The organism is Aequorivita lipolytica (assembly GCF_007997135.1).
Lineage (GTDB): Bacteria > Bacteroidota > Bacteroidia > Flavobacteriales > Flavobacteriaceae > Aequorivita > Aequorivita lipolytica.
In genome coordinates this window covers 63,079-87,666 of sequence record NZ_VORU01000011.1, presented here as the reverse complement: position 1 = coordinate 87,666, position 24,588 = coordinate 63,079, and the positions used below count along the sequence as shown (strand labels likewise).

Genomic DNA, 24,588 nt, shown 5'->3' with positions numbered 1-24,588 from the left:
GTAGCAATATTAAGTCATACTTATAACTGCCACTGAAAACTGCAACTCCTTTTAAACTTTCTCCAGCTCCGTCAAACTAACATTCGTCTTGAACATTCCATAATTTACAAAAGCTTTATTCTTTTCAATAGTATCAATGGTTCCAATGGCTTTTCCGTCTATCATTCGCACTCTGTCGCCAATTTTTAGTGTAACTTTCGGTTTTGGCGGTGGCAGTTTTTTTGCTTTTTCTTTCTCTTCCTTTTTGCGTTCACGAATTACTTCTACCTTTTGCGCTACTTCTTTTATTACCTTTTGCTCTTTGGCTTTTACTTCCTTTTTCACTTTTGGGGCAATCTTTTTGCGCTTGCTGTTTTCAATCATAACAAGCCGCATCAACTCATCCATAAGTTGTTTTTTTTGCTTGTTATTGAAATATTTTTCTGAAAGTACATCCACCTTTTTACCCAAACTTATAAGCTTCTGGTTAGCGTCAAACAATTCCTGATACCTCTCCAATTTTTCTTGAACCCGTGCATTTACTTCTTCCAATTGCTTGCCTTCAACCCTAGCTTTTTGCTCTTCATTTTTTAAAGATTCTGACGTTTTCCGAAGGTTGGAACGTTCCTTTTGAAGATTGGCTATAGTTTTATCAAAACGTACTTTGCCACGTTCAATTTTCTTTTTTGCTTTGTTAATGAGACTGTACGGAATACCGTTTTTCTGGGCAACTTCAAAAGTATAACTGCTTCCGGCTTCGCCTAAATGCAATAAATACAAGGGTTCCAAAGACTTATTGTCAAACTGCATATTCGCATTTATGGCGTGTGGCAATTCATTAGCCAACAATTTCAAGTTTGTGTAATGCGTAGTGATTATGCCGAAAGCATCCCGCTCATAAAAAACTTCCAAAAAGGCTTCTGCTAATGCACCACCTAATTCGGGATCGCTTCCTGTTCCAAATTCATCAATCAAAAAAAGTGTGTTTTTATTACATTTTTTTAGGAAATGATTCATCTTTTTTAAACGGTAACTATAGGTGCTTAAATGGTTTTCAATGGATTGGTTATCGCCAATATCTGTCAGAATTCTTTTGAAAAAACACATTTCACTTTGCGGTTCTGCAGAAATTAACATTCCGCTTTGCAACATTACTTGTAAAAGACCAACGGTTTTTAACGTAATACTTTTACCGCCAGCATTTGGTCCTGAAATTACGATAATCCTTTTATCGGGTAAAAGTTCAATGCTCTGCGGAAATGTTTTTTCTTTTCGCTTGTTGTTTGAAACGAGTAATAAAGGATGAAATGCTTTTTGAAGCGATATCTTTTTTTCTGAACTGAGAATAGGCAAAACGCCGTTAATTTTAATAGCATATTTTGCTTTGGCATAAAGCACGTCCATAACAGTTAAATATTCCTGATAGCTCGCTAAAAGTGCTGCGTACGGACGGACATATTCCGTCAATGCTTTTAAAATTCGTTTTATTTCTTCAACTTCCTCATAAATTAAATTACTAAGTTCATTAGCATATTCAAGGGTTTCTTGAGGTTCTATATAAACAATGCTTCCAGTTTTTGAACTGCCCAACACGGCTCCTTTTACTTTTCTGCGGTGCATGGCCTTAACGGCAAGCACTCTTCTGTTCTCAACAACAGACTCACGTATTTCATCTAAATAATCATTTTGTGAATATTGTGAAAGTGCCTTTGCAAAAGATGAATTTATTTTTCCTTTCACCACATTCAACCTTCTGCGAATTGCACCAAGTTCGTTTGAAGCCTCGTCCTTTATTTCACCGTATTTGTCAAGGCGCTTATTTATTTCTTCGGAAATGTTTGATGTGTAATTCACAGCTTCCGAAAAAGAATTTAAGCGAACATAAAACTCTTCAAATTTCTCGAAGAATTTCAACAGAATTCGAGTTGTTTCAGAAATGGAAAGGATTTTTCGAAAGCCTGAAATTTCAATCGAACTGTTTTCAATATCAAGCAATCGTAACTCTCTAAAGATAGGGTCAAAACCGTGGTTTGGAATACGGTTATCACCGTCAAACGACGCCGTAAATTCCTTAACGCGTTGCAATTCGGGTTCAATTTCAGTGAAATCTTGAAAAGGTGCAATAGCCAAAACTTGCTCTCGTCCGGGTCCGGTTACGCAAAATTCCGAGACCTGCCGCAGTACCGCGGGAAATTCAAGGTCTTCTAAAGTTTTACTGTCTATACGGGCTTTCCGTTTTATTTCCATTAATTTTACTTTTTCAGCAATCATACAAAAGTAAGAATAATGCAGGTAACAATCGAGCCCGGATGGAAGGCGATTTTAAAGGAAGAATTCGAAAAACCATATTTTATTGATTTGGCTGAATTTGTGAAATCAGAATATACTTCCACAAAATGTTTTCCCCCGGGAAAGGAGATTTTTTCAGCTTTCAACCATACGCCATTTGACGAAGTGAAAGTTGTAATAATAGGGCAGGACCCATATCACGGCCCAGGACAGGCGCACGGTCTTTGTTTTTCTGTTGGCGAAAATGTTGCTGTTCCACCTTCCCTGAAAAATATTTTTGAAGAAATAAGAACCGACATTGGCTCGCCAATTCCACAAAATGGAAACTTAGAACGTTGGGCGGACCAAGGTATCTTACTTTTGAATGCAACGCTAACTGTTCGTGCCCACCAGGCCGGAAGCCATCAAAATAAAGGTTGGGGAAAATTCACGGATGCCGTGATTGAAAAGCTTTCAGAAAAAAGAGACGGATTGGTTTTTATGCTGTGGGGAGGACCCGCGAAAAAGAAGGGAGCAAAAGTGGATACTTCAAAACATTTGGTATTAACAAGCGGCCATCCTTCGCCATTGGCAGCAAATAGAGGCTATTGGTTTGGAAACAAACACTTCAGTAAAACAAATGAATATTTAAAGGAAAAGGGAGAAAAACCAATTGAATGGTAATTTGAGTGAAAGAAAAGAAATGGGGATATTTCTTATTCTTCTTCGGGTACTTCTGATTCGGTGGCGTCATTGCAGCTAAATTGCAATAACAAAAAATTTGTGACTAACAACGCCCCCAAAACGATTAAAAAAGTAGTCATAATTAATGATTTTATATCAATAAGATGCAAGTTCTACTTTCGGGTTGCGTAAATATTAAGATTTTTTTTAGAAATTTTGTAAGATGTTGTTTTCCTGAATTTTATCTTTAATCAAATCCAGTTCTAACAGTTTTTGCTGAATATTTTCCAGCTCTTTTGAAGTCAATTGGCGGTCACTCCATTCTGTTAACGATAGCCATTCACGTACATCTTCAATTTTTTGACCGTATCGTTTGGCAATCAACTCATCAATACTTGGATGTGTATTAAAATTTTCAGTCACTGAGTTTATGACTTCCAAAATAGATTTTACACTTTCGGCCTCATTTTCCAAAACATCATTTCGAACAGCGATAACAAAGCTAGGCCACGGCGAAGGAGATTCGCCTATCAAACGGAACGTGCCATTGTCAACGTGAGGTTTGGTCATAAATTTTTCCCACATAAAATAATCGCCGTTTCCTTTGGGAAGACCTTCTAAAGCACCATCTAAATCTTTTATTACTTTAAAATTCAAATCGTTTTTTAAATCCCAAGCAAGATTTTCAGCATTCACGAAAGCCATTAAATGCGAACCGGAACCGTAACGACTAATCGCAGCTTCTGTTCCTTTTAAGTCAGAAACAGTTTCATAATCAGAATTCGCAGCCACGTGAATTCCCCAAAGAAGAGGGGATTTTACAAAAACCTGAATAATTTTGCTTTCGTTGCCATTAATAATATCGCGCACCATTCCTTCGGTGAGGATTACCGCCATATCAATTTCCTTTTCGCGGAGAGCGCTGCACATTTGGCCTGTTCCACCAGCGTAATCCTTCCAACGCAGGTTGATTCCTTTTTCATTAAATTTCTTATCGCGAAGCGCGATATACCACGGAAGATTAAAATGTTCCGGCACTCCGCCAATTAAAAAGTTTTTCATTCTGTAATTTTTCCTAAAGTATATTGAATAAGCGCCTCGATGGTTTTTGATGCGTCTTTGCTGAAACTTCCAGAGGCACGGTTTGCAATAATTGCATTCATTGAAACTGCGCGATGCCCAAGCAATTTAGCCATTCCATACATTGTGGCAGTTTCCATTTCTAGGTTGGTTATTTTTTTCTTTTTATATCGAAAGGAAGTAAGCTTTTCATTGAGATTTGCATCCTTCAATTTTGCGCGAAGCACTCGACCTTGTGGTCCATAAAAGCCAACGTTGGTAATCGTTATACCAGAATATGTTTTTTCCGAAGAGAATTTCTTAAATAAAGCTTTATCAGCTTCCACGGCGTAGGGCACAGAATTGTTGGGATTCCATTGAGTGTGGTCTATAAAGGATTGTGCAAAATCACGGTTGAAAATTTTATCTGTTTGGTCATAATAATGCATCACGTTATCTAAGCCTATTCCTATAGCGCTTATTAAAAAGCTATCAATTTCAACTTCGGGAGTTAATCCGCCTGAAGTTCCAATCCTAATAATATCAAGAGATGTCAACTTTTTTTTCACCTGGCGTTTTTCAAAATCTATATTAACCAAAGCATCAAGCTCGTTGAAAACAATATCAATATTATCTGGGCCAATTCCTGTTGAAATAACACTTATGCGTTTTCCCTTATAAGTTCCTGTGTGGGTTTTGAACTCTCGATGTTGAGCAGTAGTTTCAATAGTGTCAAAATATTTTGAAACTTCTGCAACGCGATCTGGATCTCCAACGGTAATGATAGTTGTTGCCAACTGAGAAGGAGCAAGGTCTAAATGATAGATTTTACCTTCTGGGGTTAGTATTAATTCGCTGGGTTTTATAGTTTCTTGTTTCAAGTTTGTTTTTTAGTTAATGAGATTAAAAGTCAAAAAAATCTTTTTTAAGAATTTTATGAATTGAAATATTTTCTCTCGCAAAGTCGCCAAGTCGCAAAGTTTTTTTCAACATTGAACACTGAACACTGCAACTATTTTCACCCCCCAACACGTTTCACCTTAAATCCTTTGTTCTTTAAAAACTGCATAATCTTATCGCGGTAATCTCCCTGAATGATTATTTGTTCGTTTTTAAAACTTCCGCCAACGCTCAATAATTGTTTCAATTCCTTTGCAAGAATCTTGAAATCACTATCTGCCCCATTGTAGCCTTCAATAATTGTAATTGGTTTGCCCTTCCGTTTTTCATATTTGCAAATCAATGGGTCATCCTGCATCCAAAGCGCAGTATCTTCCTTTGTTTCGGGAACATCTTTTGGTTCGTGATCGGGGAAAAGGTTTTTTAATTGGTCTTCTAAAGATTTCAATGTTTTTAGTTTTCAGGTTCATCTACGAACTGCCTGTGACAAGTGCTTATTTTTTTATCAATCCAATCTCCACCAAGCGTTGGTGTAGAAAGTCTCCGGCGGTAATATCTTCGTAAGCTTTTGGATTTTGCTCGTCAATACATTCCTCCAAACAATTCAATTTCATATCGCTCCGCGGGTGCATAAAGAAAGGGATTGAATATCTTGGACTGCTCCATTCTTCGCGGGGCGGATTTACGACACGGTGAATAGTTGATCGCAATTTATCATTTGTGTGGCGTTCAAGCATATCACCCACATTTATAACCAATTCGTCCTCGTTTGGAATTGCGTCAATCCATTCGCCATCTTTTCGCAAAACTTGAAGACCGCCAGCAGAGGCACCCATTAACAAAGTGATTAAATTTATATCACCGTGAGCTCCCGCACGCACCGCGCCTTTGGGCTCTTCAGTAATAGGTGGATAGTGGATTGGGCGAAGAATGCTGTTGCCATTCGTTGCCCAATGGTCAAAATAAAATTCATCCAGACCTATATATAATGATAAAGCCCGAAGCACGTAAATTCCAGTTTTTTCAAGCATTCGGTATGCTTCCATCCCGGTGTGGTTAAAATCGAGCAATTCTTTAACTTGAACGTTTTTCGGATATTCTTCCGAAAGATTAGCATCTGCAACAGCTTCTTGTCCAAAGTGCCAAAACTCTTTCAAATCGCCTTCCTTCTTGCCTTTGGCGTGCTCTTTTCCGAAGGAAATATAACCGCGTTGTCCGCCAAGACCTTCAATTTCATATTTTTCCTTTACCTCAACCGGAAGCGCAAAAAAGCTTTTCACTTCTTTATAAAGCTCATCCACCAAATCATCACTGAGGAAGTGGTTTTTAAGTGAAACAAAGCCTATATCCTCATAAGCTGAACCAATTTCATTTACAAATTTTTGCTTCCTTTTTGGGTCTTCGGAAAGGAAATCGGCCAAATCTACACTGGGTATATTTTTCATAGCAAAATAATTTTGAGCTTACAAAGATACCAAATAGTAAAAGTTTTTTCCACGTTAAAATTTGCTTTAATAATCCTTGTGGCAATAGGTTTTTTTCTACTTTTGAATCTTCTAATTACTAATGATGAAACCAGAAACAACCCCATATATTTTCTTCGATTATAACCGAAAGGATCTTGACAATGAAACCTTGCTGAAACTTTACCTTGGAATGCTGAAGCCACGGATGATAGAAGAAAAAATGCTCATTCTTCTGCGTCAGGGAAAGGTTTCAAAATGGTTCAGCGGAATAGGGCAGGAAGCAATTTCCGTAGGTATTACGGCGGTTTTGGACAAAGATGAGTACATTTTGCCGATGCACAGAAACCTAGCTGTTTTCACCATGCGAGATATTCCGCTTCACAGATTGTTTTCGCAATGGCAGGGAAAAGCAAACGGTTTTACAAAAGGTCGTGATAGAAGTTTTCACTTTGGAACGCAGGAATTCCATATTATTGGGATGATTTCTCATTTGGGGCCACAATTTGGCGTTGCCGATGGAATTGCATTGGCAAACAAATTAAAAAATAATAATAAAGTCTGCGCGGTTTTTACAGGCGAAGGCGGGACCAGCGAAGGTGATATTCATGAAGCATTGAACGTTGCTTCTGTTTGGCAACTTCCAGTTCTTTTTTGTATTGAAAATAATGGATACGGACTTTCAACGCCCACAAACGAGCAATACAACTGTGAAAATCTTGCTGACCGCGGCAAAGGCTACGGCATGGAGTCGCATATTATTGAAGGAAATGATATTTTGAAAGTTTATACAAAACTGAAAAGTCTGGTAGAAAGTGTGCGGGAAAATCCGAGACCAATACTTTTGGAATTTAAAACCTTCAGAATTCGCGGCCACGAAGAGGCGAGCGGTACAAAATATGTTCCAACAGATTTGATTGACGAATGGGGTCTGCGCGATCCATTATTAAATTACGAAAGCTATTTGCTAAATGAAGGAATTCTTTCGGAAGAGAAAATACAGGAGTTTAAAGATGAGTTTAAGCATGAAATAGATGAGAATCTGGATATCGCTTTTTCCGAACCAAAAATAGAATCTACTGAAGCTATTGAATTAAATGATGTTTACAAAGAGTTTGTATATCAAGAAGTTAAAGAAAATTTAGAAACAGAGAATATTCGATTAATCGATGCAATTTCTCAAGGCCTGAAACAATCAATGGAGCGTCACGACAACCTTGTGATAATGGGGCAGGATGTTGCGGAATACGGCGGGGTATTTAAAATAACCGAAGGATTTGTGGAGCAATTTGGTAAAGATCGTGTTCGAAATACGCCTATTTGTGAGTCTGCAATAGTCTCTGCAGCGATGGGACTTTCTATTAATGGATTCAAGGCTGTAGTGGAAATGCAGTTTGCAGATTTTGTTACTTCGGGCTTCAATCCAATCATTAATCATCTTGCAAAAAGCCATTACCGCTGGAGTGAAAAAGCAGACGTGGTTGTACGGATGCCCTGTGGTGCAGGAGTGGGAGCAGGACCTTTTCATAGCCAGACCAATGAAGCTTGGTTTACGCATACGCCGGGATTAAAAGTGGTTTACCCAGCATTTCCGTATGATGCCAAAGGATTACTTGCTACAAGTATTGAAGATCCAAACCCAATAATGTTTTTTGAACATAAGGCTTTATATAGAAGTATTCGTCAAGATGTGCCGACTGATTATTACACCCTTCCTTTGGGAAAAGCTTCTCTTTCAAAAGAAGGGAAGGATGTTACCATAATAACTTACGGCGCAGGCGTACATTGGGCGTTGGAAACTTTAGAACAGAACTCTGAAATAAGTGCAGACTTAATTGATCTGCGAACTTTGGTACCATTGGATACAGAAGCTATATACAAATCTGTTGAGAAAACAGGAAAAGTGATTATCCTTCAAGAAGACTCTATGTTTGGCGGGATAGCCTCAGATATTTCAGCATTGATAATGGAAAACTGTTTTGAATATCTGGACGCTCCTGTAAAGCGGGTTGCTAGTTTGGTAACACCCGTTCCTTTTGCTGCAAATTTAGAATCTGCCTATCTTCCTAAGCATAAATTCAAAGAAATCCTATTAGAATTACTGTCTTACTGATAATTTAACATTCGTTGTTAAACTTTAGATAAAGAAAATCCAAATGTTAAAATTGTTGTTTACTTTGGTCTCATACTAATCATTAACACTTAAATTATGATACGCTGGATTATTATTTTCTTAGTAATTGCAATCATTGCAGCAATTTTTGGATTCGGGGGCATCGCTGAAGGTGCAACTGATATCGCAATGATTATTTTCTGGATTTTCTTAGTGCTTCTTGTACTATCATTACTTTCTAGATTATTCAAAAGATAAAATTTATCTAACACTTAATTTTTTTAACACACATTAATTTTATGAAAAAATTCCTCATTTTGGCTGTTATTGCAGCTACCACATTTGCTTGCGGAACTCCAAAGACCGTTCAAGAATCCCGAAAAGTTATTAAAGGATATTGGTCATTGGACAATATTTCCTATGACTCTTCCGGAACGTTCAACGTTACATTATTCAACGATACTTCGGTGGAGTGCATGGAAGGTAGCGATTGGAGATTCATCCCTAACAATAATAGCGGAAACTACACGATAGATAATTCCAACTGTCCAACAGGTCAGCGGGATTTCATCTTTACAATTCAAGAATTGGATCCTACCTCAGGACTTTATGATTTCCTTTTAAAACCAACGAATGCTAAAGGTAAATCAGACACCAACGCTGGTTATAGGTTGCGTTTAGCGCAGCTTAACGAATCCTCAATGCGTTGGGAACAAACCGTAAATTTGGACGGTAAACCTTTCAAAATAAACATGAACTTTTCTAAAATTCAAGACTAAATATTATGAATAAATTTTTTAAACAAATCACACTAATTGCATTAGCATTCACGCTGGTTATAAGTTTAGGTAGCTGTGAGGCCACTAGAAATGCAAACAATAAACAAAAAGGCGCCGTAATTGGTGCCACTGGAGGAGCCGTACTGGGCGCTATACTTGGAAACAATATTGGCAAAGGTGGAAATGGTGAGCTAGGTGCAGTAATAGGAGGCGTAGTAGGTGGTGGAGCCGGCGTTCTTATCGGAAATAAAATGGACAAACAAGCCCAAAAGATTGAACAGGAAATTCCTGGAGCTCAAGTAGAGCGTGTAGATGATGGTATTGTTGTAACGTTTGATGAGAATAGTGGTGTTTATTTTGACACTGCCAAATACAATGTTAACCCTTCATCTCAAACTATGCTTGATAAATTAGCAAATGTTTTAAAAGAGTATCCAGATACTAACGTTCTTGTGGTAGGTCACACCGATAGTGTGGGTGCGGATGAGATGAACATGACCCTTTCAAAAAATAGGGCGCAATCAGTTACTGATTATTTTGTGCAAAGTAAAGGCCTAAGCTCTGGAAGGTTTACAACTAATTGGTATGGTGAAACCGCACCAGTAGCAGACAATACAACTGCTGCAGGTCGCGCTAAGAATCGTCGCGTAAATCTTGCCATCATTCCAAATGAGAAGATGAAAAAAGACGCCCAAAGAGAAGCTGGCGAATAATTGCTGAACTAATTTTATAAATCCCGTGCCATCTTTGGACGGGATTTTTTTTACCTTTAAGTGAAAAATGACCAATAAACGCAAGTGGGATATAATAATAGTTGGTGGCGGACTCGCTGGTCTTACCACTGCCCTTCACCTTGCCAAAAAAGATGTTTCAGTCTGTTTAATTGAAAAAAACGAATACCCCAACCACAAGGTTTGTGGAGAATATGTGAGCAACGAAGTGTTACCGTATTTACAATCTTTAAACATTGATCCCTTTTCAGTAGGCGCAAAAAATATCTCGAAATTCAAAATCACAGACATTAAAGGCAATCCAATAAACGCCAATTTACCCTTAGGCGGTTTTGGGATTAGTCGTTATGCGTTTGATCAACTTATCTATAATGCAGTCAAAAATAAAGTACACATAGTTTTTGATACCGTTGAAAAAATAATTTTTCAAGAAAATCAGTTCTCAGTTACAACACAAGCCAAAGATTCCTTCTTATCAGAATTTGTTGTGGGAGCTTTCGGAAAACGATCAAATATCGATTCATTTCTGAACCGTAAGTTTATGAAGGAAAAATCGTCATGGTTAGCTGTGAAAGCCCATTATAATTATGATTTTCCTGAAGATACGGTTGCATTGCACAATTTTGAAGGTGGTTATTGTGGCTTAAGTAAAACCGAAAAAAATACAGTAAATGCTTGCTATTTGGCGACTTTCAAGTCTTTCAAAAAGTATGGGGATATCGATTCCTTTCAAGAAAAAGTGCTTTCGCAAAATCCATTTTTAAATAATTTTTTCAGTAAAGCAGAAGCTGTTTCTAAAAAACCTTTGACTATCAGTCAGATATCATTTCATAAGAAACAACCTGTAGAAAATCATATTTTTATGGTTGGCGATAGTGCCGGGCTCATCCACCCATTGTGCGGCAACGGCATGGCTATGGCCATAAAAAGTGCCCAAATCTTTTCTGAATTGTTTCTTGAATCTTTCCAGAGAGATAATTTTATTCGCGCTACCTTAGAAAAAAATTATACCAAACATTGGCTAAATGAATTTGAAGGCAGATTGAAAACAGGAAGATTCATTCAAAAGATTTTAATGCACCCCGGCGCATCAAAAGTAGGATTTGCGACAATGAGAATGATCCCATCGCTTGTGCCGCATATTATTAAAAGAACCCATGGAAGCTCAACCTTATGATTACCTTCAGCAACAAACATAGATCGAAACAGCCAGAAATAATGGATGATCTGAATTTCCAAGGGGCTGAAATGAAAGATCTTTTGCGTGATTTAAAAATTGTGAACAAATGGTTGGGAGGAAATGCCATAACTATTGACGGAATTGAAAAATTGATGCAAGATCATTCCAAAACTGAAAAAATTATCATTCTGGATATTGGCTGCGGCGATGGCGAGTTACTGCGGAAATGTGCAGATTTTGGAAAACGAAAGAATTATAATTTTGAATTGATTGGATTGGATTTCAATGGGAATATTCTAAAGTTTGCAGAAGAAAAGAGTAGTAATTATCCAAATATTAAATTCCAAAAAGTTGATATTTTTTTAGACGAAAATCTAATTCCTAATTGCGATATTGCACTGTGTACGCTAGTTTTACATCATTTCAACAATGAAAAGATTGAAACTCTTTTAAAAATTTTAATTCAAAAAACACGTATTGGCTTAATTGTAAACGATTTACAAAGAAGCAAACAGGCATTTAATTTATTTAAGATGGCCAGCCAACTACTTTTGAAAACTAAAACCGCAAGGCACGACGGACTTGTTTCCATCGCCAGAGGTTTTAAAAAAAGTGAACTGGAGCATATTTCAAAAAAAATACCAAATCAAATGAGCGTAATCCGCTGGCGCTGGGCTTACCGTTACCAATGGATACTCAAAAAAGACATATGAGCGTTAAAATAACCACAGTAGCAAAACAATTACCAAAACACAGCCGGAATACAGAAGAAGTAATTCCGTTTGTAAAACAATGGATGCACGGCCAAGAAAGCCGATTTCAGAGAAAAGTGATCAAAATTTTTGAAGGCGCGGGTGTGGATAAACGCTATTCTATTATGGATCCCATTGAGGTTTTTACAAATACCAATTTTCAGGAACGCAATGATATTTACATTCGTGAAATCAAAAAACTCGGAAAGCAATGTCTTGAAAAAGCACTGAATAAAGTGGACTGGAAACCTACCGAAATAGATTTTATTATCACGGTTAGCTGCACGGGCATTATGATTCCATCTGTAGATGCCTATTTAATTAACGAATTGCAAATGAAGCAGGACATAGTTCGTTTGCCAGTTACTGAAATGGGCTGTGCTGCAGGAATCTCGGGCATTATTTACGCAAACAATTTTTTAAAGGCAAATCCGGGAAAACGGGCGGCAGTAATTGCGCTGGAAGCTCCCACGGCTACTTTTCAACTAGAGGATTTTTCAATGGTAAATATTGTAAGCGCTGCTATTTTTGGTGACGGTGCCGCTTGTGTTTTAATGTCCTCAAACGAAGAAGATATGGGGCCAGAAATTCTTGCTGAAGAGATGTATCATTTTTATGATGCTACTAATATGATGGGGTTTAAATTAGTAAATACGGGACTTCAAATGATACTTGACAAATCAGTACCCGAAAAAATTACAGAGCATTTCCCGGCAATAATCCATCCATTTCTACAGAAAAGCAACTTAAAAATTGAAGATATCGATCATCTTATTTTTCATCCCGGCGGACGCAAAATTGTAGAAACGGTTGAGGATTTATTTGGCAGTTTGGGAAAAAACATTGATGATACCAAAGAAGTGCTTAAATTGTACGGTAATATGAGCAGCGCAACCGTGCTGTATGTTTTGGAAAGATTTATGGACCAAAAACCCGCAAAGGGCGATCTGGGATTGATGCTCAGTTTTGGACCGGGCTTTTCCGCGCAGCGCGTATTATTGAAGTTTTAATTATGAGCGAATTCAAAAATCAGTGGGCAATTATACTTGGTGGAAGTAGCGGCTTGGGCCTTGCAAGTGCAAAAAAATTAGCTTCCGAAGGAATGAATATATGCATCGTTCACCGTGACCGGAAAAGTAAATTGGAAGCTTTTGAGGGGGAAGTGATAAAGATGAAATCTTTTGGTGTAGCAGTAAAAACATTTAATAAGGACGCTTTAAGTGAAGAAGTTAGAAATGACGTAATCGAACAATTTTCAAAGAACAGTGTAAAACTCTTACTTCACAGCATAGCCAAAGGCAGTTTAAAAAGTATGAATGCTGCAACGAGCGAAAAATTATCAAAACAGGATTTAGAAATAACCATTCACGCGATGGCAATTAGCTGGTACGAGTGGGTTCAAGCTTTGGTAAAAAACGATATTTTTTCAAATAAAGCGCGCAGCATCGCTTTTACTAGTGAAGGAAATTCAAGAGTTTGGCCGGGTTATGGAGCCGTATCTGCGGCAAAGTCTGTCTTGGAAGCATTGATGCGAAATATGGCCGTAGAACTAGCTCCTCTGAAAATTACAACTAACTGCATACAAGCTGGAACTACGGAAACACCCTCCTTTTCAGCAATTCCGGATAGTGAAAAATTAGTTGAAATGGCAAAACTTCGAAATCCTTTTAATAGATTAACAAATCCCGAAGATGTTGCAGATGTAGTTTATTTACTCTGTAAAAATGAAGCCAACTGGATAAACGGAACGATTCTGAAAGTTGATGGTGGTGAAAGTTTGAGATAGAATTAAAAATATGAATAGCCAAGAAATACTAAATCAACTTCCATATTCTGAACCTTTTTTATTTGTGGATGAGATAATTTCTATTTCGGCAGAAGGCATAAATGGAGAATATACTTTCAAAGGTGATGCCTATTTTTATGCAGGTCATTTTAAAAATAATCCTGTTACACCCGGTGTAATTCTAACAGAATGTATGGCACAGATTGGCTTGGTATGCTTTGGAATATTTCTTATAAACGAAGAACAAATAGAAAGAGTAAATTTCGCACTGAGTAATACTGAAATTGATTTTTACATTCCTGTATTTCCCGAGGAAAAGGTAAAGGTCATTTCAGAAAAAATATATTTTAGGTTTAATAAATTGAAGTGTAAAGTAAAAATGCTTAACGCTAAAGATGAAATAGTTGCGAAAGGAACCATCAGCGGAATGATAATTAATAACAATCAGCAATAAAATACCAAGAAATAAAAAATTCACCACCGATTATAAATATAACTCACTATACTTTTTAACCCATAAACTCTATAACTTTAAAATGAAGAAACGCGTTGTAATAACTGGTCTGGGAGTAGTTGCACCGAATGGAGTTGGAATTCCTGCTTTCTCGGAAGCCATTAAAAAAGGGATTTCAGGTATTAAGTTTTTTCCAGAATTACGCGATTTAAATTTTTCCTGCCAATTGGGCGCAATGCCAATTATTTCCGAAGAAAAAAAACGTGAATATCTTTCTGATCTCCAACTTCGTAATTTCAATAGCAGTGGTATTTTATACGGTGTAATCGCCGGAATGGATGCGTTAAAAGATGCAAAAATTGAAGTTGCAAAACCCGAAGACGAACCATTGTGGGATTTAGGAATAATCTTCGGAACCGGAACCAGTGGCATTGAAAAATTTCGCGAAGCTATTTACAGAATAGACGATAAAAATGTGCGCCGTTTGGGCAGTACTTCTGTGGCACAAACTATGACGAGCGGGGTGAGCGCCTATTTGGGTGGATTAATTGGTGCGGGAAATATGGTGACTGCAAATTCCTCTGCCTGTGCAACTGGCACAGAAGCGCTTTTAATGGGTTACGAACACATTGTAAACGGGAAAGCGAAATATATGCTTTGCGGTAGTACGAGTGATTCTGGCCCATATATTTGGGGTGGTTTTGATGCAATGAAGGTAACAACCTATAAATACAACGATTCGCCAGGTGAAGTTGCCGGCCCAATGAGTGCCGAAGCTAGCGGCTTTGTTCCCGGAAGTGGGGCAGGAGCCTACTTGCTTGAATCTTTGGAAAGTGCGCAGGAAAGAGGAGCCACTATTTATGCCGAAATACTTGGCGGAGCAGTTAACAATGGTGGTCAAAGAGGTGGTGGGAGTATGAGCGCGCCCAATAGTAAAGCCATTCAGAAATGTATTACAGATGCGCTCAAAAATTCTGATGTTACAGGAGAAGAAATTGACTATATAAACGGCCATTTAACAGCTACCATTAAAGATCCGGATGAAATTGAAAACTGGAGTATTGCGTTAAATAGAAATGGAGATGAATTTCCCTATATAAATTCGCTTAAGGGAATGGTGGGCCATTGTTTGGCCGCGTGCGGAAGTATAGAGATTGTGTCAGCCATTCTCCAGCTGCACGAGGGCTTCATCTTTCCCAACGTGAATTGTGAAAACTTGCATCCCGAAATATCTTATTTGATTGCTTCGGAAAAAATTCCGACCAAATTTCAGAAAAAATCGTTGCAAATCATTGCGAAAGCAAGTTTTGGTTTTGGTGATGTAAATGCTTGTGCTATCTTTAAAAAAAATTAAAAAATGACTTCGGAAGAAATATACAGAAAGCTTGAACCTATCATAAAAACTTATTTGCCTGAAGATATATCTGCAAAGGAAATTAACCGTTCAAGCGACTTAACAAGAGAGCTGAATATAAATTCTGCGCATCTGGTTGATATTATTTTGGATATTGAAGATGTATTCAATATTGAATTTAAGAATGAGGATATGGAACAGCTTCGAAACGTGAATGACGCGATCTTGTTGATTCAGCAGAAAATTTCAATTTAGATTTTAATCGGCATACATTTTAAAAAACCTCATTTCATTTTGTTAACTGATAATGTTTGAGCCGTTAAAGTGAGTTAAAGTACTTGCCATTAAACAAGAAATTAATTATTTTCAATGAAACTCAAATTGAAAAAATCATGAAAAAATTAGTTGCAATCGTATTATTATTTATAAGCTTTTCAGCATTCTCACAGGATCCATATCTTCAGAAATCAAATGCTACTGCAAAAGAAGAAGCGGTAAAAATTACAGATAACTACAATCTAGAATTGTCTTTAACAGGTGAACAACAGCTTTTATTTCAACAGAAAGTTGAAGAATTTTTGATACGTCGTTATAAAGTTGAATCTGAATTAAAGGGAAGAGAAAAACTCACCGTTCTTTATCAACTTCAAAACGAAGAAACAAAAGAGATGAATAATATTTTAACTAGGCCACAGCTGGAAGTGTACAAACAGGTTAAGCCTAATATTCAACCTTTAGAAAGAGTATCAAAAGAATAATCAGTTATCTTTTTCAATAAAGTTTTCCTTTTCTGTTGTTCTTTCAATATCAGGTTGGGTATCGTTTGATGGGCTCTGCTCAAGCCCTGCGGAATCTACTTCAAAAAATTCCATAATTTCTGTCGGATTGCCAATTTGCTTTGTCCTTTTGCCCTTTATTGCAATCGGTCTCGATATTACAGAATCATTTTTCTGAATTATCTTTAGCCAATCATTTGAATCAAATTCCGCGGTACTTTGAACATCTATGTCGAGAGTCCTTTTATCAACTAAATCTCCGATTTTCACTCCCAGTGAATCGGCAATTTCTGCCCATTGGGTATCCGAAACTTTTGTTTTTGCCAAATCTATGGCTAAATATCTCTCATCAATGCCTGTTAAATAACTTAGCGTGTGGGTTCCCACGCGCGTATTACTACTATATATAAGTGTTAATTGTTTCTCGTCTCGTGCTATAACTCCCATTTCTTTCATGATTAGTGTGCTTTTAATTTTTCCTTGCGTTTTTGAAGTTGTGACCGAAGCTCCGTAATTACTTTAGCTATAGAAGCTTCAAAAGATCCAGTTGATGTTTCAGCAAAAATGGTAGGTCCTGGCATACCTAAACGTACACTGCAAATTTTACCAATTTCTGGATTGGTTGTATTTTCTTTTTTAAAATAGACGTCGGCGCTAACAATGGAATCGTATTTCGATTCAAGTTTGTTTAATTTTTCGGTTACCAATCCTTCCAACCTTGGACTTGCTGCAACCTCGTGATATTCAAAATTTATATTCATAATTTGTAGATTTTAGTTATCAATTTTAAAGATACGATAGCAAAAAAACCATTCCAAATTTTTAGTAGGATATTATGAAATTAATTCTCTTCAATAGCTGATGGATTGGGGTCTGGAATTAGGATGGAAGCAATAATTCCAGAAGCGAGTGATACGCCGATCACACCAAGCGATAACCATTCGGGGATTTCCACATTGTGGGTAAAAATCATTTTAAGACCCACAAAAGCAAGTATTACAACTAGGCTGTAGTTAATATATCTAAATTTGGTAAGCATTCTGGATATTAAGAAATACATAGAACGAAGCCCCAAAATAGCCAGAATATTAGAGCTAAAAACAATAAAAGGATCTATTGTAATAGCAAGTATGGCAGGAATACTATCCAGAGCAAAAAGTATATCAGTTAATTCAATTATAATCAGGGCAACAAATAGTGGGGTAGCAGCACGAATGCCCATGCGCTTAATGAAAAACTTATCCCCGTCCATTTTGTAGCTTACGGGAAAGAGTTTCTTAAGAAAACGAAACATTTTAGATTTCTTCGGGTCAAATTCAGATTCTTTATGGACTAACATTCTGTAAGCAGTAATCAATAAGAAGGCTCCGAACACGTAAATTATCCAATCAAACTTATTGATAAGGGCCACACCAAAAAAGATCATTAAAGCTCTAAAAACAATAGCTCCCAAAATTCCGTAGAACAAAACCTCGTGTTGATATTTCCGGGGAATGGCGAAAGAAGAAAAAATTACGGCAATTACAAAAACATTGTCAATGCTTAGAGAAAGTTCTATTAAATAACCGGTTATGTATTTTAGAACTGCCACGTCTGGAGCCAGGTTGGATGGGTTTTCTACAAGTCCATTGCTGAACAGCCAGTAAATTACACCTGAGAATCCTAAGGCCACGGTTACCCAAACGGTAGTCCAAATTGCAGCTTCTTTTGTTTTGATTACGTGCGGAGTGCGGTTGAAAACCCCTAAATCCAAAGCTAAAAATAAAATGATAAATGCTATAAAAATAATCCAGACCAACATTAATTTAAATTTTTGAGCAAAAATAAGTGCAATCCTTGTTTAAATAAGGTATTAAAATGTTAATACTCTAAAGGAGCGTTAAAACTTTTTTAAAAGCTTTTCATAGCGCTCCAAACTCGGTATATTTAAAAGAAAAAACATGAAAAATACTGAAACCGTCAATAAGACCACACCTTTGGATCATCCCATTTTAGAAAGTTTAAAAAATAGATGGAGCCCACGGGTTTTTGCTAATACACCAATCACAGAAGAACATGTGAAAAAATTATTGGAAGCTGGCCGTTGGGCACCCAGTGCTTCAAACATCCAACCTTGGCGAGTTATTTGGGGCATCAAAGGTACCGCCACTTATGACCGTATCTTTAACTGCTTGGATGAATTTAACCAAAGTTGGGCGGGCAATGCGCAGCTTTTATGGATCAATGCTTTCAAGAAAACGATGGAAAAAAGTAAAAAGGAAAATTTTCACGCCCTGCACGATTTGGGATTATTTATGGGAAATGTAGTTCACCAGGCAAACAGTATGGATATTGCCGTGCATCAAATGGCTGGTGTGCAGTTTAAAAATGCCCAAAAGGAGTTTCACTTCCCAGATGATTACCATGTTACAACTGCTGTGGCCTTTGGATATTATGGTGGTAATCCAGATGATTTGCCAGACGATTTAAAAAAGCAGGAACTCAAGGAAATGCGTCAACGGAAAATACAGGAAGACTTTGCTTTCAACGGAAATTTTAAAAACTAAAAAAAACTAGACAATGGAAAACAAAAAGAAACACGCGGATTTTCAGGACGAATATAGAAAGTCGTCCAATTTCGGCAAAAGCGAAAAAAAAGATAAGTTAAAAATAAAAGGTGATGGTGAGCTTAAAATGGAAAAAGACACCGAAATGAAATCGAAAGCAGATAAGCAAAAAATTTCTGAAACCTTCAAAAAAATCAATTCAGAAGAAGAATAGAATTAATATAGAAAATAAAAATTATGATGAAAATAGGAGTAATAGGAAGTGGAAATATAGGAGGGAATTTAGGTAAACACTGGGCCAAAGCAGGCCATGAGGTTTTGTTTACCTCAAGACACCCAAAACAATTAAAGCAATTGGTGCAAGAAGCAGGAGGGAAGTCTAAAGCTGTAACCCTTGATGAGGCTTGGGAAGCTAATGTTGATGTTTATTTACTCGCCGTACCATTTAAAGCGATTGATAAACTGGCCGAACTTTACGCTGGTGAGTATGGAAATAAGATTATTATTGACGCAACCAATCCCTATCCAGAGAGAGATGGTGAAATGGCACAAGAGGTTCGCGACAGTAACCGAAATGCGTCGGAATATACCGCCATGAAATTTGGAACCGCCAAAACGGCTAAAGCCTTCAATACTATACAAGCAGAACATTTAAAAGATAGAGCATTTCGCGATACGGATAAACTGGCTATTCCATTTGCGGCGCAGGATGAAGAGAGCAAAATGGTTACCCAGCAGCTCATTGAGGATATTGGTTTTGAGGCAGTTTATATTGGTGGACTTGAAGACACGCATATAATGGATCCCGATCAAAAAATTTATGGCAAATCAACAAATAGGCAACATTTGGAAGAAATGATGAATAAATAAAAGTGCAGTTTTATAAAATAGAGGTTTCGTTTCAGATATTATAAATAATTATATCTTAGGAGAACGAAACCTTTTTGGTGTCACAACATTATATTTCAGAATATGTCAGCGGAAGAAACCAACAAATCAGAAGAACAGAAAAATATTGATAAGGAGTTGAAAAATTCTGAAACCTCAGAGTTGACTACCGCAAAATCCCACGGTGAAATTCTAAAACAACAGATTATAGAAGGGCAGGAGACCTATGATAAAAACTCCGTAAGTATTTTGCTCAGCTCATTAACGGCCGGCTTGGAAATAGGTTTTAGTTACTTATTGATATCTACACTTTTTTATTTTCTACACGGTAAAGTTGAAGAAGATACGATACTAAAGTTGATTTCTTTTGTATATCCAGTCGGATTCATAATGGTTATTTTGGGTCAATCCATTTTATTTACCGAACAAACTTCACTGTTGACGCTTCCTGTATTAAATAAGAAAAGAAGCCTGGGCAGCCTTTTAAGATTATGGGGGCTGGTTATATCAGGCAATTTGATAGGTGGTTACCTTATAGCTTTCTTACTAGTTTGGATAGGTCCGCAGTTGGAAATCTTTGATCTAAAGACTGTTGAAAAAATAGCGCTGCATGTAACAAATTACGACAAGACAATAATTTTTGTAAGTGCCATTTTAGCTGGCTGGCTAATGGGTCTGCTTTCTTGGCTGATTGCAGCTTCAAAAAGCACACTCAGTAGAATTGTGTTAATATTTATGATAACGGCGGTCTTATCTTTTGTCGGCCTTCATCACAGTATAGTAGGCAATGTAGAAGTATTTGCTGGCCTTATAAGTTCTCCGGCAATAACTATTGGTGGGTATCTAATATTTATTTGTTTAGCACTTTTCGGAAATGCCCTTGGTGGAGTCGTTTTCGTTGCACTACTTAAGTATCGTGCTTTCGTTTATGATGTGAAAGGTTAAAAATTCATTTCAAGATAATTTTCATTTCATAATCAAAAGCGCTCATTTAGCTTATTTGAAATAATATTTCAGCCCAAGTAAGAAATTATTATTGTAAAAGTTTTTTAGCGTATAAAATACCGCAATTCCGGTTACATAAAAATAATCCCAGAGAGGTTGTTGAAACTGGGCGCGATAACGCTGGAAATCTCCACTAAAACTAGCTAGAAAATAGGACGCGTCAAGGTCTAATTGTTGACTCGTTTTTAAATTTCTATACATATAGTTAACTCCAATACCCCCATAAACACGTTCTTTTATAGTCCAATATGGATAACCATTAGAATTATCGCGATTGCCAAGCATTCCGGAAACTTCTGTTAAAGGTGCTATTTTACCGTATTGTTCCCACTTCCATTTTCTGGCAAAACGACCCAATAATAGTAAATCTTTGGCACCGTCAGTAAACATATTTGCTTCCAAAGAAAGGACACCTGTATATTTATTTGCAATTTGAAGCTCTTCATAAATGGAAAGTTGCGCCCTATAAATATTTAAATTGTAGACGGGTGCTGTAATGGCTGGCTTGAAAGAGAAAGCGGCAGCGCTGTATAAACTATCTACTGTAAAATTTAAGCTGAATGCAAACTGATGATTCCAAAGATCCCTTTATCAAATTCCTGAAAACCCATTTTTTATCGTAATTTAATTTTAAATTTATATGTTATGTTGAAATTTGTTCAAGACCAAATCCCAAAGTTGGATTTCAAAAAAGCAAAAAAAAAGCCTATCTCTATAAAATGTGTTCAAATTGACGAGCCTTTTGAGGTGGAAACTATGGAGGGAAGAATGAAGGGAAAACCTGGAGACTGGCTAATGGTGGGTGTAAACGGTGAGATGTACTGCTGTGACGCGGCAATTTTTAAGAAAACGTATGATTTGTGTACGGACGAGAAATAATATTCAAAATGCTATTGTTAAAAATATACAAAAGCAATAATAAATAAAAATGGTTCAAGGCACTATATTTTTCAGCTATTCACGGGACGACTCTGAGTTTGTTTTGAAGCTTGCGAAAGATTTACGTGTGGCAGGAGCTACCATTTGGTTGGACCAGTTGGATATAAAGCCTGGCTCACGCTGGGACAGCTCGATAGAGAAGGCATTACAGGAATCGTCCACTCTTTTGGTAATTCTGTCCTGTTCTTCGGTGAAATCAAATAATGTGTTGGATGAAGTTTCATATGCACTGGAGGAGCATAAAAATGTTGTCCCGGTGCTCTTGGAAGATTGCGAAATTCCTTTTCGATTGCGCCGATTGCAGTATGCAGATTTTAGTGGCAACAGGGAAACGGGTTTAAAAACGCTTGTAGATGCGCTCCAACTGGAAAAAGAGGTAGCTAAGAAGTTGGTGGAAAGGGAAGAGGAACATCTCAAGTCTTCACCTACACCAGCGCCATTAACTCCTAAATCACGGCCTGTTCAGCCACAGCAGCCAATCCATCCGACACGTCCACCACAACCTCAAGTGCCGTACAAAAAGCAAAACTTTACCACTTATTACATTTTAGGCGGCTGTTTTCTTTTTGTACTTATCGCGATCTTTATTTTTATGATGATGGTTTACTACTATTCAGATGAATCTGGATATTATGATTATTAAATAGGGTAAATATAGAGTCTTGATGTTACTGTTAATAGCCTTATCTTCAAATTATAAAAAAAGTTTTCAGTACATTAGCGTCTATAACACAAGTACATAGCAATGGCAGAAGGCACGATATTTTTTAGTTATTCACGGGATGATTCAGAATTTGTATTGAGCCTGGCTAAAAGCCTTCGTGAAGCTGGCGCAAAGGTTTGGCTGGACCAGTTGGACATTAAACCTGGCAATAGGTGGGACAATAGCATAGAGAATGCGCTGAAAACTTCGCATACGCTGTTGGTTGTCCTGTCAAAATCTTCCGTTAAGTCGAATAATGTTTTGGACGAGGTGTCTTATGCCTTGGAAGAGAACAAAAAAGTGGTGCCAGTGCTTTTGGAGGAGTGCAAGATACCTTTCCGATTGAGACGTTTACAGTATGCCACCTTTGCAGAAGGACATAAAAAGGGGATAGACAGCTTGGTAAGTGCGCTTCAACTTGATGATACCGTAGCAAACAGGTTGGCAGACGTGGCCGAATTGCCCATACTGCCTAAGCCAAAACCCATACCACCCACACCAGATCCAATCTTAGACCCGATAGAACAAGATCTACCAAACTATTATAAGCCTAAAAAGACGAGCAATGCCTGGATGTACATACTGAGCGGCCTGGCAGTTTTAGCGGTATTAGCTGTGGTATTGATACTATCCACAAGCGGCGATACAGATAAAGAATTACATATACCCGACGAACAATACAATAACCAAATAGTAAACACTAATGACAACCCAACCAATACGGAATCGGCAATAGCACAGGATTGGGCGTATGCCACCAATACGAATAACATTGAAGGTTATGTACAATTTGTGAGAACACACGGAAAAAACAATACGTATTACAATGATGCCTACACACGGATGAAGAATATGTTTTCTGAAAATGGCTATGTAAAATACGGCATTGTAAACGTGGAACAATACTTTAACAAAACGCTGTATTTTGATGGCAATGAATTGACAATACCCGTACAGGGCGATTTTATTTCACCCAAAATGGAGAACGAAATATGGAAGAATAATTCTCCCACAGGGTATTATGTGCAACCCGGAAGGTTCTATCTTGTGATGGATGTGGCTACGGATGCCAACAATGTTGTTTGGGTACACTTGGCTATTTAGGTTTGGGTGGTATAGCAGTAACTTTTTGCGAAATATATTTATAGTAGGAGTTGTGTAGAGCAATGGAGGGAATAAAGTATTGTTGTGGGTTATCAATTATTTCATTTTACATAATATAAATTATAGAACAAAAAGAGCATTCCGTTTTACCCATTAAAGAGTGTGTTATGATGCTATAATTAGCCGTTATGTAAAATTGCATCGCTCATTGTGCTTGATTGATTAATTCTGCTCTTTCAGATTATTCTGTTATGGTTTTATTACTTGTTACTCTTAAGCCAGCCGCGCAATAGCAAACATTCTTCTTAAATAATTATTTGGTTTTAATAAGAATAATATTGCTGTAAAAAGTTTTGAGGAACATTTAGGATAGCTTTCCTTAAATGTGAAAAAATTTAATCCTGCACACCAATCAGCATAATTTTCTGCTAAAAGTTTTTAAACAACCCACTTAAATCTGAATACCTCTTGGATACCGGGATTAAATTTCCTTTTACCACCACATTTTTAATATTGAATTTATCAATCTTGGTTTTATTTACTACAAAGGCTCTATGCGTTTGTATAAAAGTGGCTTCGGGTAGGGTTTCCAATACTTGTTTGATGGTGGAACGGCATTTGTAAACCTTCTTTCCTGTGTAAACCAGCAGGTAATTGCCTTCAGATTCTATATAATCTATTTCATTTATAAAAACCTCAACGTGGTATTCGTTGTCTTTTAAAAGAATGGTAGGCTCTGGTTTGCTCTTTTTGGATGATTGCTGTAAGGCTATTTGAATGGCGGCTACCAAATCTGCATTTTTGAATGGCTTGGTTAAATAGGAATAAGGCGAAGTTGTCGCAGCCCTATTAATTATTTCTGCAGTTTCATAGGCGGTAAGATAGATGAACGGAATCTTGAATGTATTTTGTATTTGCTGCCCGAGGTTTATACCATCTTGTTCAAGCTTGCCGAGATTGATGTCCAATATTAGCAGGTGTACCAATTGACTTTCTAATATTTTAAAAGTTTCTTCGCTGTTTTTGGCTTCGGCAACATTATAGCCGTTTTCGGTCAAAGCTTTTTTTGTTACGCGCCGGTTCAGGAAATCATCTTCTACCAGTAATATTGTTTTTTTCTCCATT

30 protein-coding genes are annotated in these 24,588 nt (G+C 37.2%); 20 read left to right on the top strand and 10 right to left on the bottom strand.

Translation table 11 applies throughout. From position 1 onward, the window contains the following. Positions 1–51 precede the first annotated feature (51 nt). Entirely contained in the window at positions 52–2,226 is a 2,175-nt protein-coding gene (locus tag ESV24_RS12365; RefSeq protein WP_111816107.1) for an endonuclease MutS2, read from the bottom strand. Positions 2,227–2,265: 39 nt separating this feature from the next. Here ESV24_RS12365 and ung point away from each other — a divergent pair, with 39 nt between their 5' ends. Then, entirely contained in the window at positions 2,266–2,931 is a 666-nt protein-coding gene (gene ung / locus ESV24_RS12360; RefSeq protein WP_111815976.1) for a uracil-DNA glycosylase, read from the top strand. A 207-nt stretch (positions 2,932–3,138) separates the two neighbouring features. Here ung and ESV24_RS12355 read toward each other — a convergent pair whose 3' ends face one another. The 4 genes from ESV24_RS12355 to ESV24_RS12340 form a co-directional block, all read right to left on the bottom strand. Continuing rightward, a complete protein-coding gene (locus ESV24_RS12355) occupies positions 3,139–3,993 on the bottom strand; it encodes a substrate-binding domain-containing protein (RefSeq protein WP_111815977.1) in 855 nt (284 codons plus the stop codon). Then, positions 3,990–4,871, bottom strand: coding sequence for a nucleoside phosphorylase (locus ESV24_RS12350; RefSeq protein ID WP_111815978.1), 882 nt, complete (start codon positions 4,869–4,871; stop codon positions 3,990–3,992). The genes ESV24_RS12355 and ESV24_RS12350 overlap by 4 nt, the downstream gene beginning before the upstream one ends. Before the next feature lie 137 nt (positions 4,872–5,008). After that, positions 5,009–5,338: a translation initiation factor gene (locus ESV24_RS12345; protein WP_111815979.1), complete on the bottom strand. Its 330-nt coding sequence runs from the start codon at positions 5,336–5,338 to the stop codon at positions 5,009–5,011. A 46-nt stretch (positions 5,339–5,384) separates the two neighbouring features. Further along, entirely contained in the window at positions 5,385–6,335 is a 951-nt protein-coding gene (locus tag ESV24_RS12340; protein WP_111815980.1) for an isopenicillin N synthase family dioxygenase, read from the bottom strand. A 121-nt stretch (positions 6,336–6,456) separates the two neighbouring features. Between ESV24_RS12340 and ESV24_RS12335 the strand changes: the two genes are divergently transcribed. From ESV24_RS12335 to ESV24_RS12280, 12 genes are all read left to right on the top strand, one after another. Then, the gene (locus ESV24_RS12335) at positions 6,457–8,466 is read left to right on the top strand and encodes an alpha-ketoacid dehydrogenase subunit alpha/beta (protein ID WP_111815981.1); all 2,010 of its coding nucleotides are present in this window, start codon (positions 6,457–6,459) and stop codon (positions 8,464–8,466) included. A 96-nt stretch (positions 8,467–8,562) separates the two neighbouring features. Next, positions 8,563–8,724: a DUF1328 family protein gene (locus tag ESV24_RS12330; RefSeq protein ID WP_111815982.1), complete on the top strand. Its 162-nt coding sequence runs from the start codon at positions 8,563–8,565 to the stop codon at positions 8,722–8,724. Between the two features lie 41 nt (positions 8,725–8,765). Further along, positions 8,766–9,245, top strand: a complete 480-nt coding sequence (locus tag ESV24_RS12325; RefSeq protein ID WP_111815983.1) for a lipocalin family protein — start codon at positions 8,766–8,768, stop codon at positions 9,243–9,245. A gap of 5 nt (positions 9,246–9,250) precedes the next feature. Continuing rightward, positions 9,251–9,958: a YiaD family glycine zipper/OmpA-like lipoprotein gene (locus ESV24_RS12320; protein ID WP_111815984.1), complete on the top strand. Its 708-nt coding sequence runs from the start codon at positions 9,251–9,253 to the stop codon at positions 9,956–9,958. Positions 9,959–10,025: 67 nt separating this feature from the next. Beyond that, a complete protein-coding gene (locus ESV24_RS12315; protein WP_111815985.1) occupies positions 10,026–11,153 on the top strand; it encodes an NAD(P)/FAD-dependent oxidoreductase in 1,128 nt (375 codons plus the stop codon). Next, positions 11,150–11,869, top strand: coding sequence for a methyltransferase domain-containing protein (locus tag ESV24_RS12310; RefSeq protein ID WP_111815986.1), 720 nt, complete (start codon positions 11,150–11,152; stop codon positions 11,867–11,869). The genes ESV24_RS12315 and ESV24_RS12310 overlap by 4 nt, the downstream gene beginning before the upstream one ends. Continuing rightward, positions 11,866–12,918 (top strand): type III polyketide synthase, encoded by a 1,053-nt coding sequence (locus ESV24_RS12305; protein ID WP_111815987.1) that lies wholly within the window; start codon positions 11,866–11,868, stop codon positions 12,916–12,918. The genes ESV24_RS12310 and ESV24_RS12305 overlap by 4 nt, the downstream gene beginning before the upstream one ends. Before the next feature lie 2 nt (positions 12,919–12,920). Next, a complete protein-coding gene (locus ESV24_RS12300; RefSeq protein ID WP_111815988.1) occupies positions 12,921–13,694 on the top strand; it encodes an SDR family oxidoreductase in 774 nt (257 codons plus the stop codon). 10 nt (positions 13,695–13,704) lie between these two features. After that, complete coding sequence (locus ESV24_RS12295) at positions 13,705–14,148, top strand: 3-hydroxyacyl-ACP dehydratase FabZ family protein (protein ID WP_111815989.1); 444 nt, start codon at positions 13,705–13,707, stop codon at positions 14,146–14,148. Between the two features lie 82 nt (positions 14,149–14,230). Then, positions 14,231–15,502, top strand: a complete 1,272-nt coding sequence (locus tag ESV24_RS12290) for a beta-ketoacyl-[acyl-carrier-protein] synthase family protein (RefSeq protein ID WP_111815990.1) — start codon at positions 14,231–14,233, stop codon at positions 15,500–15,502. 3 nt (positions 15,503–15,505) lie between these two features. Next, entirely contained in the window at positions 15,506–15,757 is a 252-nt protein-coding gene (locus ESV24_RS12285) for an acyl carrier protein (RefSeq protein WP_111815991.1), read from the top strand. A 137-nt stretch (positions 15,758–15,894) separates the two neighbouring features. Beyond that, on the top strand, positions 15,895–16,260 hold the full coding sequence (locus ESV24_RS12280) for a hypothetical protein (RefSeq protein WP_146743155.1): 366 nt from the start codon (positions 15,895–15,897) through the stop codon (positions 16,258–16,260). Here ESV24_RS12280 and ESV24_RS12275 read toward each other — a convergent pair whose 3' ends face one another. From ESV24_RS12275 to ESV24_RS12265, 3 genes are all read right to left on the bottom strand, one after another. Beyond that, positions 16,261–16,734: an arsenate reductase family protein gene (locus ESV24_RS12275; RefSeq protein WP_111815993.1), complete on the bottom strand. Its 474-nt coding sequence runs from the start codon at positions 16,732–16,734 to the stop codon at positions 16,261–16,263. It lies immediately after the preceding gene. 2 nt (positions 16,735–16,736) lie between these two features. Further along, positions 16,737–17,039, bottom strand: a complete 303-nt coding sequence (hpf, locus tag ESV24_RS12270) for a ribosome hibernation-promoting factor, HPF/YfiA family (RefSeq protein ID WP_111815994.1) — start codon at positions 17,037–17,039, stop codon at positions 16,737–16,739. 80 nt (positions 17,040–17,119) lie between these two features. After that, positions 17,120–18,079 carry a TerC family protein gene (locus ESV24_RS12265; RefSeq protein WP_111815995.1) on the bottom strand — a complete coding sequence of 320 codons (960 nt, stop codon included), beginning with the start codon at positions 18,077–18,079 and terminating at the stop codon, positions 17,120–17,122. Between the two features lie 139 nt (positions 18,080–18,218). On the opposite strand from ESV24_RS12265, the gene ESV24_RS12260 reads away from it, so the two are divergent. The 4 genes from ESV24_RS12260 to ESV24_RS12245 all read left to right on the top strand — a co-directional run bounded on the left by ESV24_RS12260 (position 18,219) and on the right by ESV24_RS12245 (position 20,657). After that, positions 18,219–18,824, top strand: coding sequence for a nitroreductase family protein (locus ESV24_RS12260; protein ID WP_111815996.1), 606 nt, complete (start codon positions 18,219–18,221; stop codon positions 18,822–18,824). Positions 18,825–18,837: 13 nt separating this feature from the next. After that, the gene (locus ESV24_RS12255) at positions 18,838–19,038 is read left to right on the top strand and encodes a hypothetical protein (RefSeq protein ID WP_111815997.1); all 201 of its coding nucleotides are present in this window, start codon (positions 18,838–18,840) and stop codon (positions 19,036–19,038) included. Between the two features lie 23 nt (positions 19,039–19,061). Continuing rightward, positions 19,062–19,694 carry an NADPH-dependent F420 reductase gene (locus ESV24_RS12250; protein ID WP_235004023.1) on the top strand — a complete coding sequence of 211 codons (633 nt, stop codon included), beginning with the start codon at positions 19,062–19,064 and terminating at the stop codon, positions 19,692–19,694. 102 nt (positions 19,695–19,796) lie between these two features. Further along, positions 19,797–20,657, top strand: a complete 861-nt coding sequence (locus ESV24_RS12245) for a formate/nitrite transporter family protein (protein WP_111815998.1) — start codon at positions 19,797–19,799, stop codon at positions 20,655–20,657. Positions 20,658–20,708: 51 nt separating this feature from the next. Here ESV24_RS12245 and ESV24_RS12240 read toward each other — a convergent pair whose 3' ends face one another. Further along, the gene (locus ESV24_RS12240; RefSeq protein WP_146743156.1) at positions 20,709–21,107 is read right to left on the bottom strand and encodes a hypothetical protein; all 399 of its coding nucleotides are present in this window, start codon (positions 21,105–21,107) and stop codon (positions 20,709–20,711) included. A gap of 255 nt (positions 21,108–21,362) precedes the next feature. On the opposite strand from ESV24_RS12240, the gene ESV24_RS12235 reads away from it, so the two are divergent. From ESV24_RS12235 to ESV24_RS12225, 3 genes are all read left to right on the top strand, one after another. Beyond that, positions 21,363–21,596, top strand: coding sequence for a hypothetical protein (locus ESV24_RS12235; protein ID WP_111816000.1), 234 nt, complete (start codon positions 21,363–21,365; stop codon positions 21,594–21,596). Between the two features lie 49 nt (positions 21,597–21,645). Continuing rightward, positions 21,646–22,299 (top strand): toll/interleukin-1 receptor domain-containing protein, encoded by a 654-nt coding sequence (locus ESV24_RS12230; protein WP_111816001.1) that lies wholly within the window; start codon positions 21,646–21,648, stop codon positions 22,297–22,299. Between the two features lie 102 nt (positions 22,300–22,401). Next, the gene (locus ESV24_RS12225) at positions 22,402–23,463 is read left to right on the top strand and encodes a toll/interleukin-1 receptor domain-containing protein (protein ID WP_111816002.1); all 1,062 of its coding nucleotides are present in this window, start codon (positions 22,402–22,404) and stop codon (positions 23,461–23,463) included. Between the two features lie 428 nt (positions 23,464–23,891). On the opposite strand, the gene ESV24_RS12220 is transcribed toward ESV24_RS12225, so the two are convergent. Further along, positions 23,892–24,587 (bottom strand): LytR/AlgR family response regulator transcription factor, encoded by a 696-nt coding sequence (locus ESV24_RS12220; RefSeq protein WP_111816003.1) that lies wholly within the window; start codon positions 24,585–24,587, stop codon positions 23,892–23,894. Between the last annotated feature and the right edge of the window lies 1 nt (position 24,588).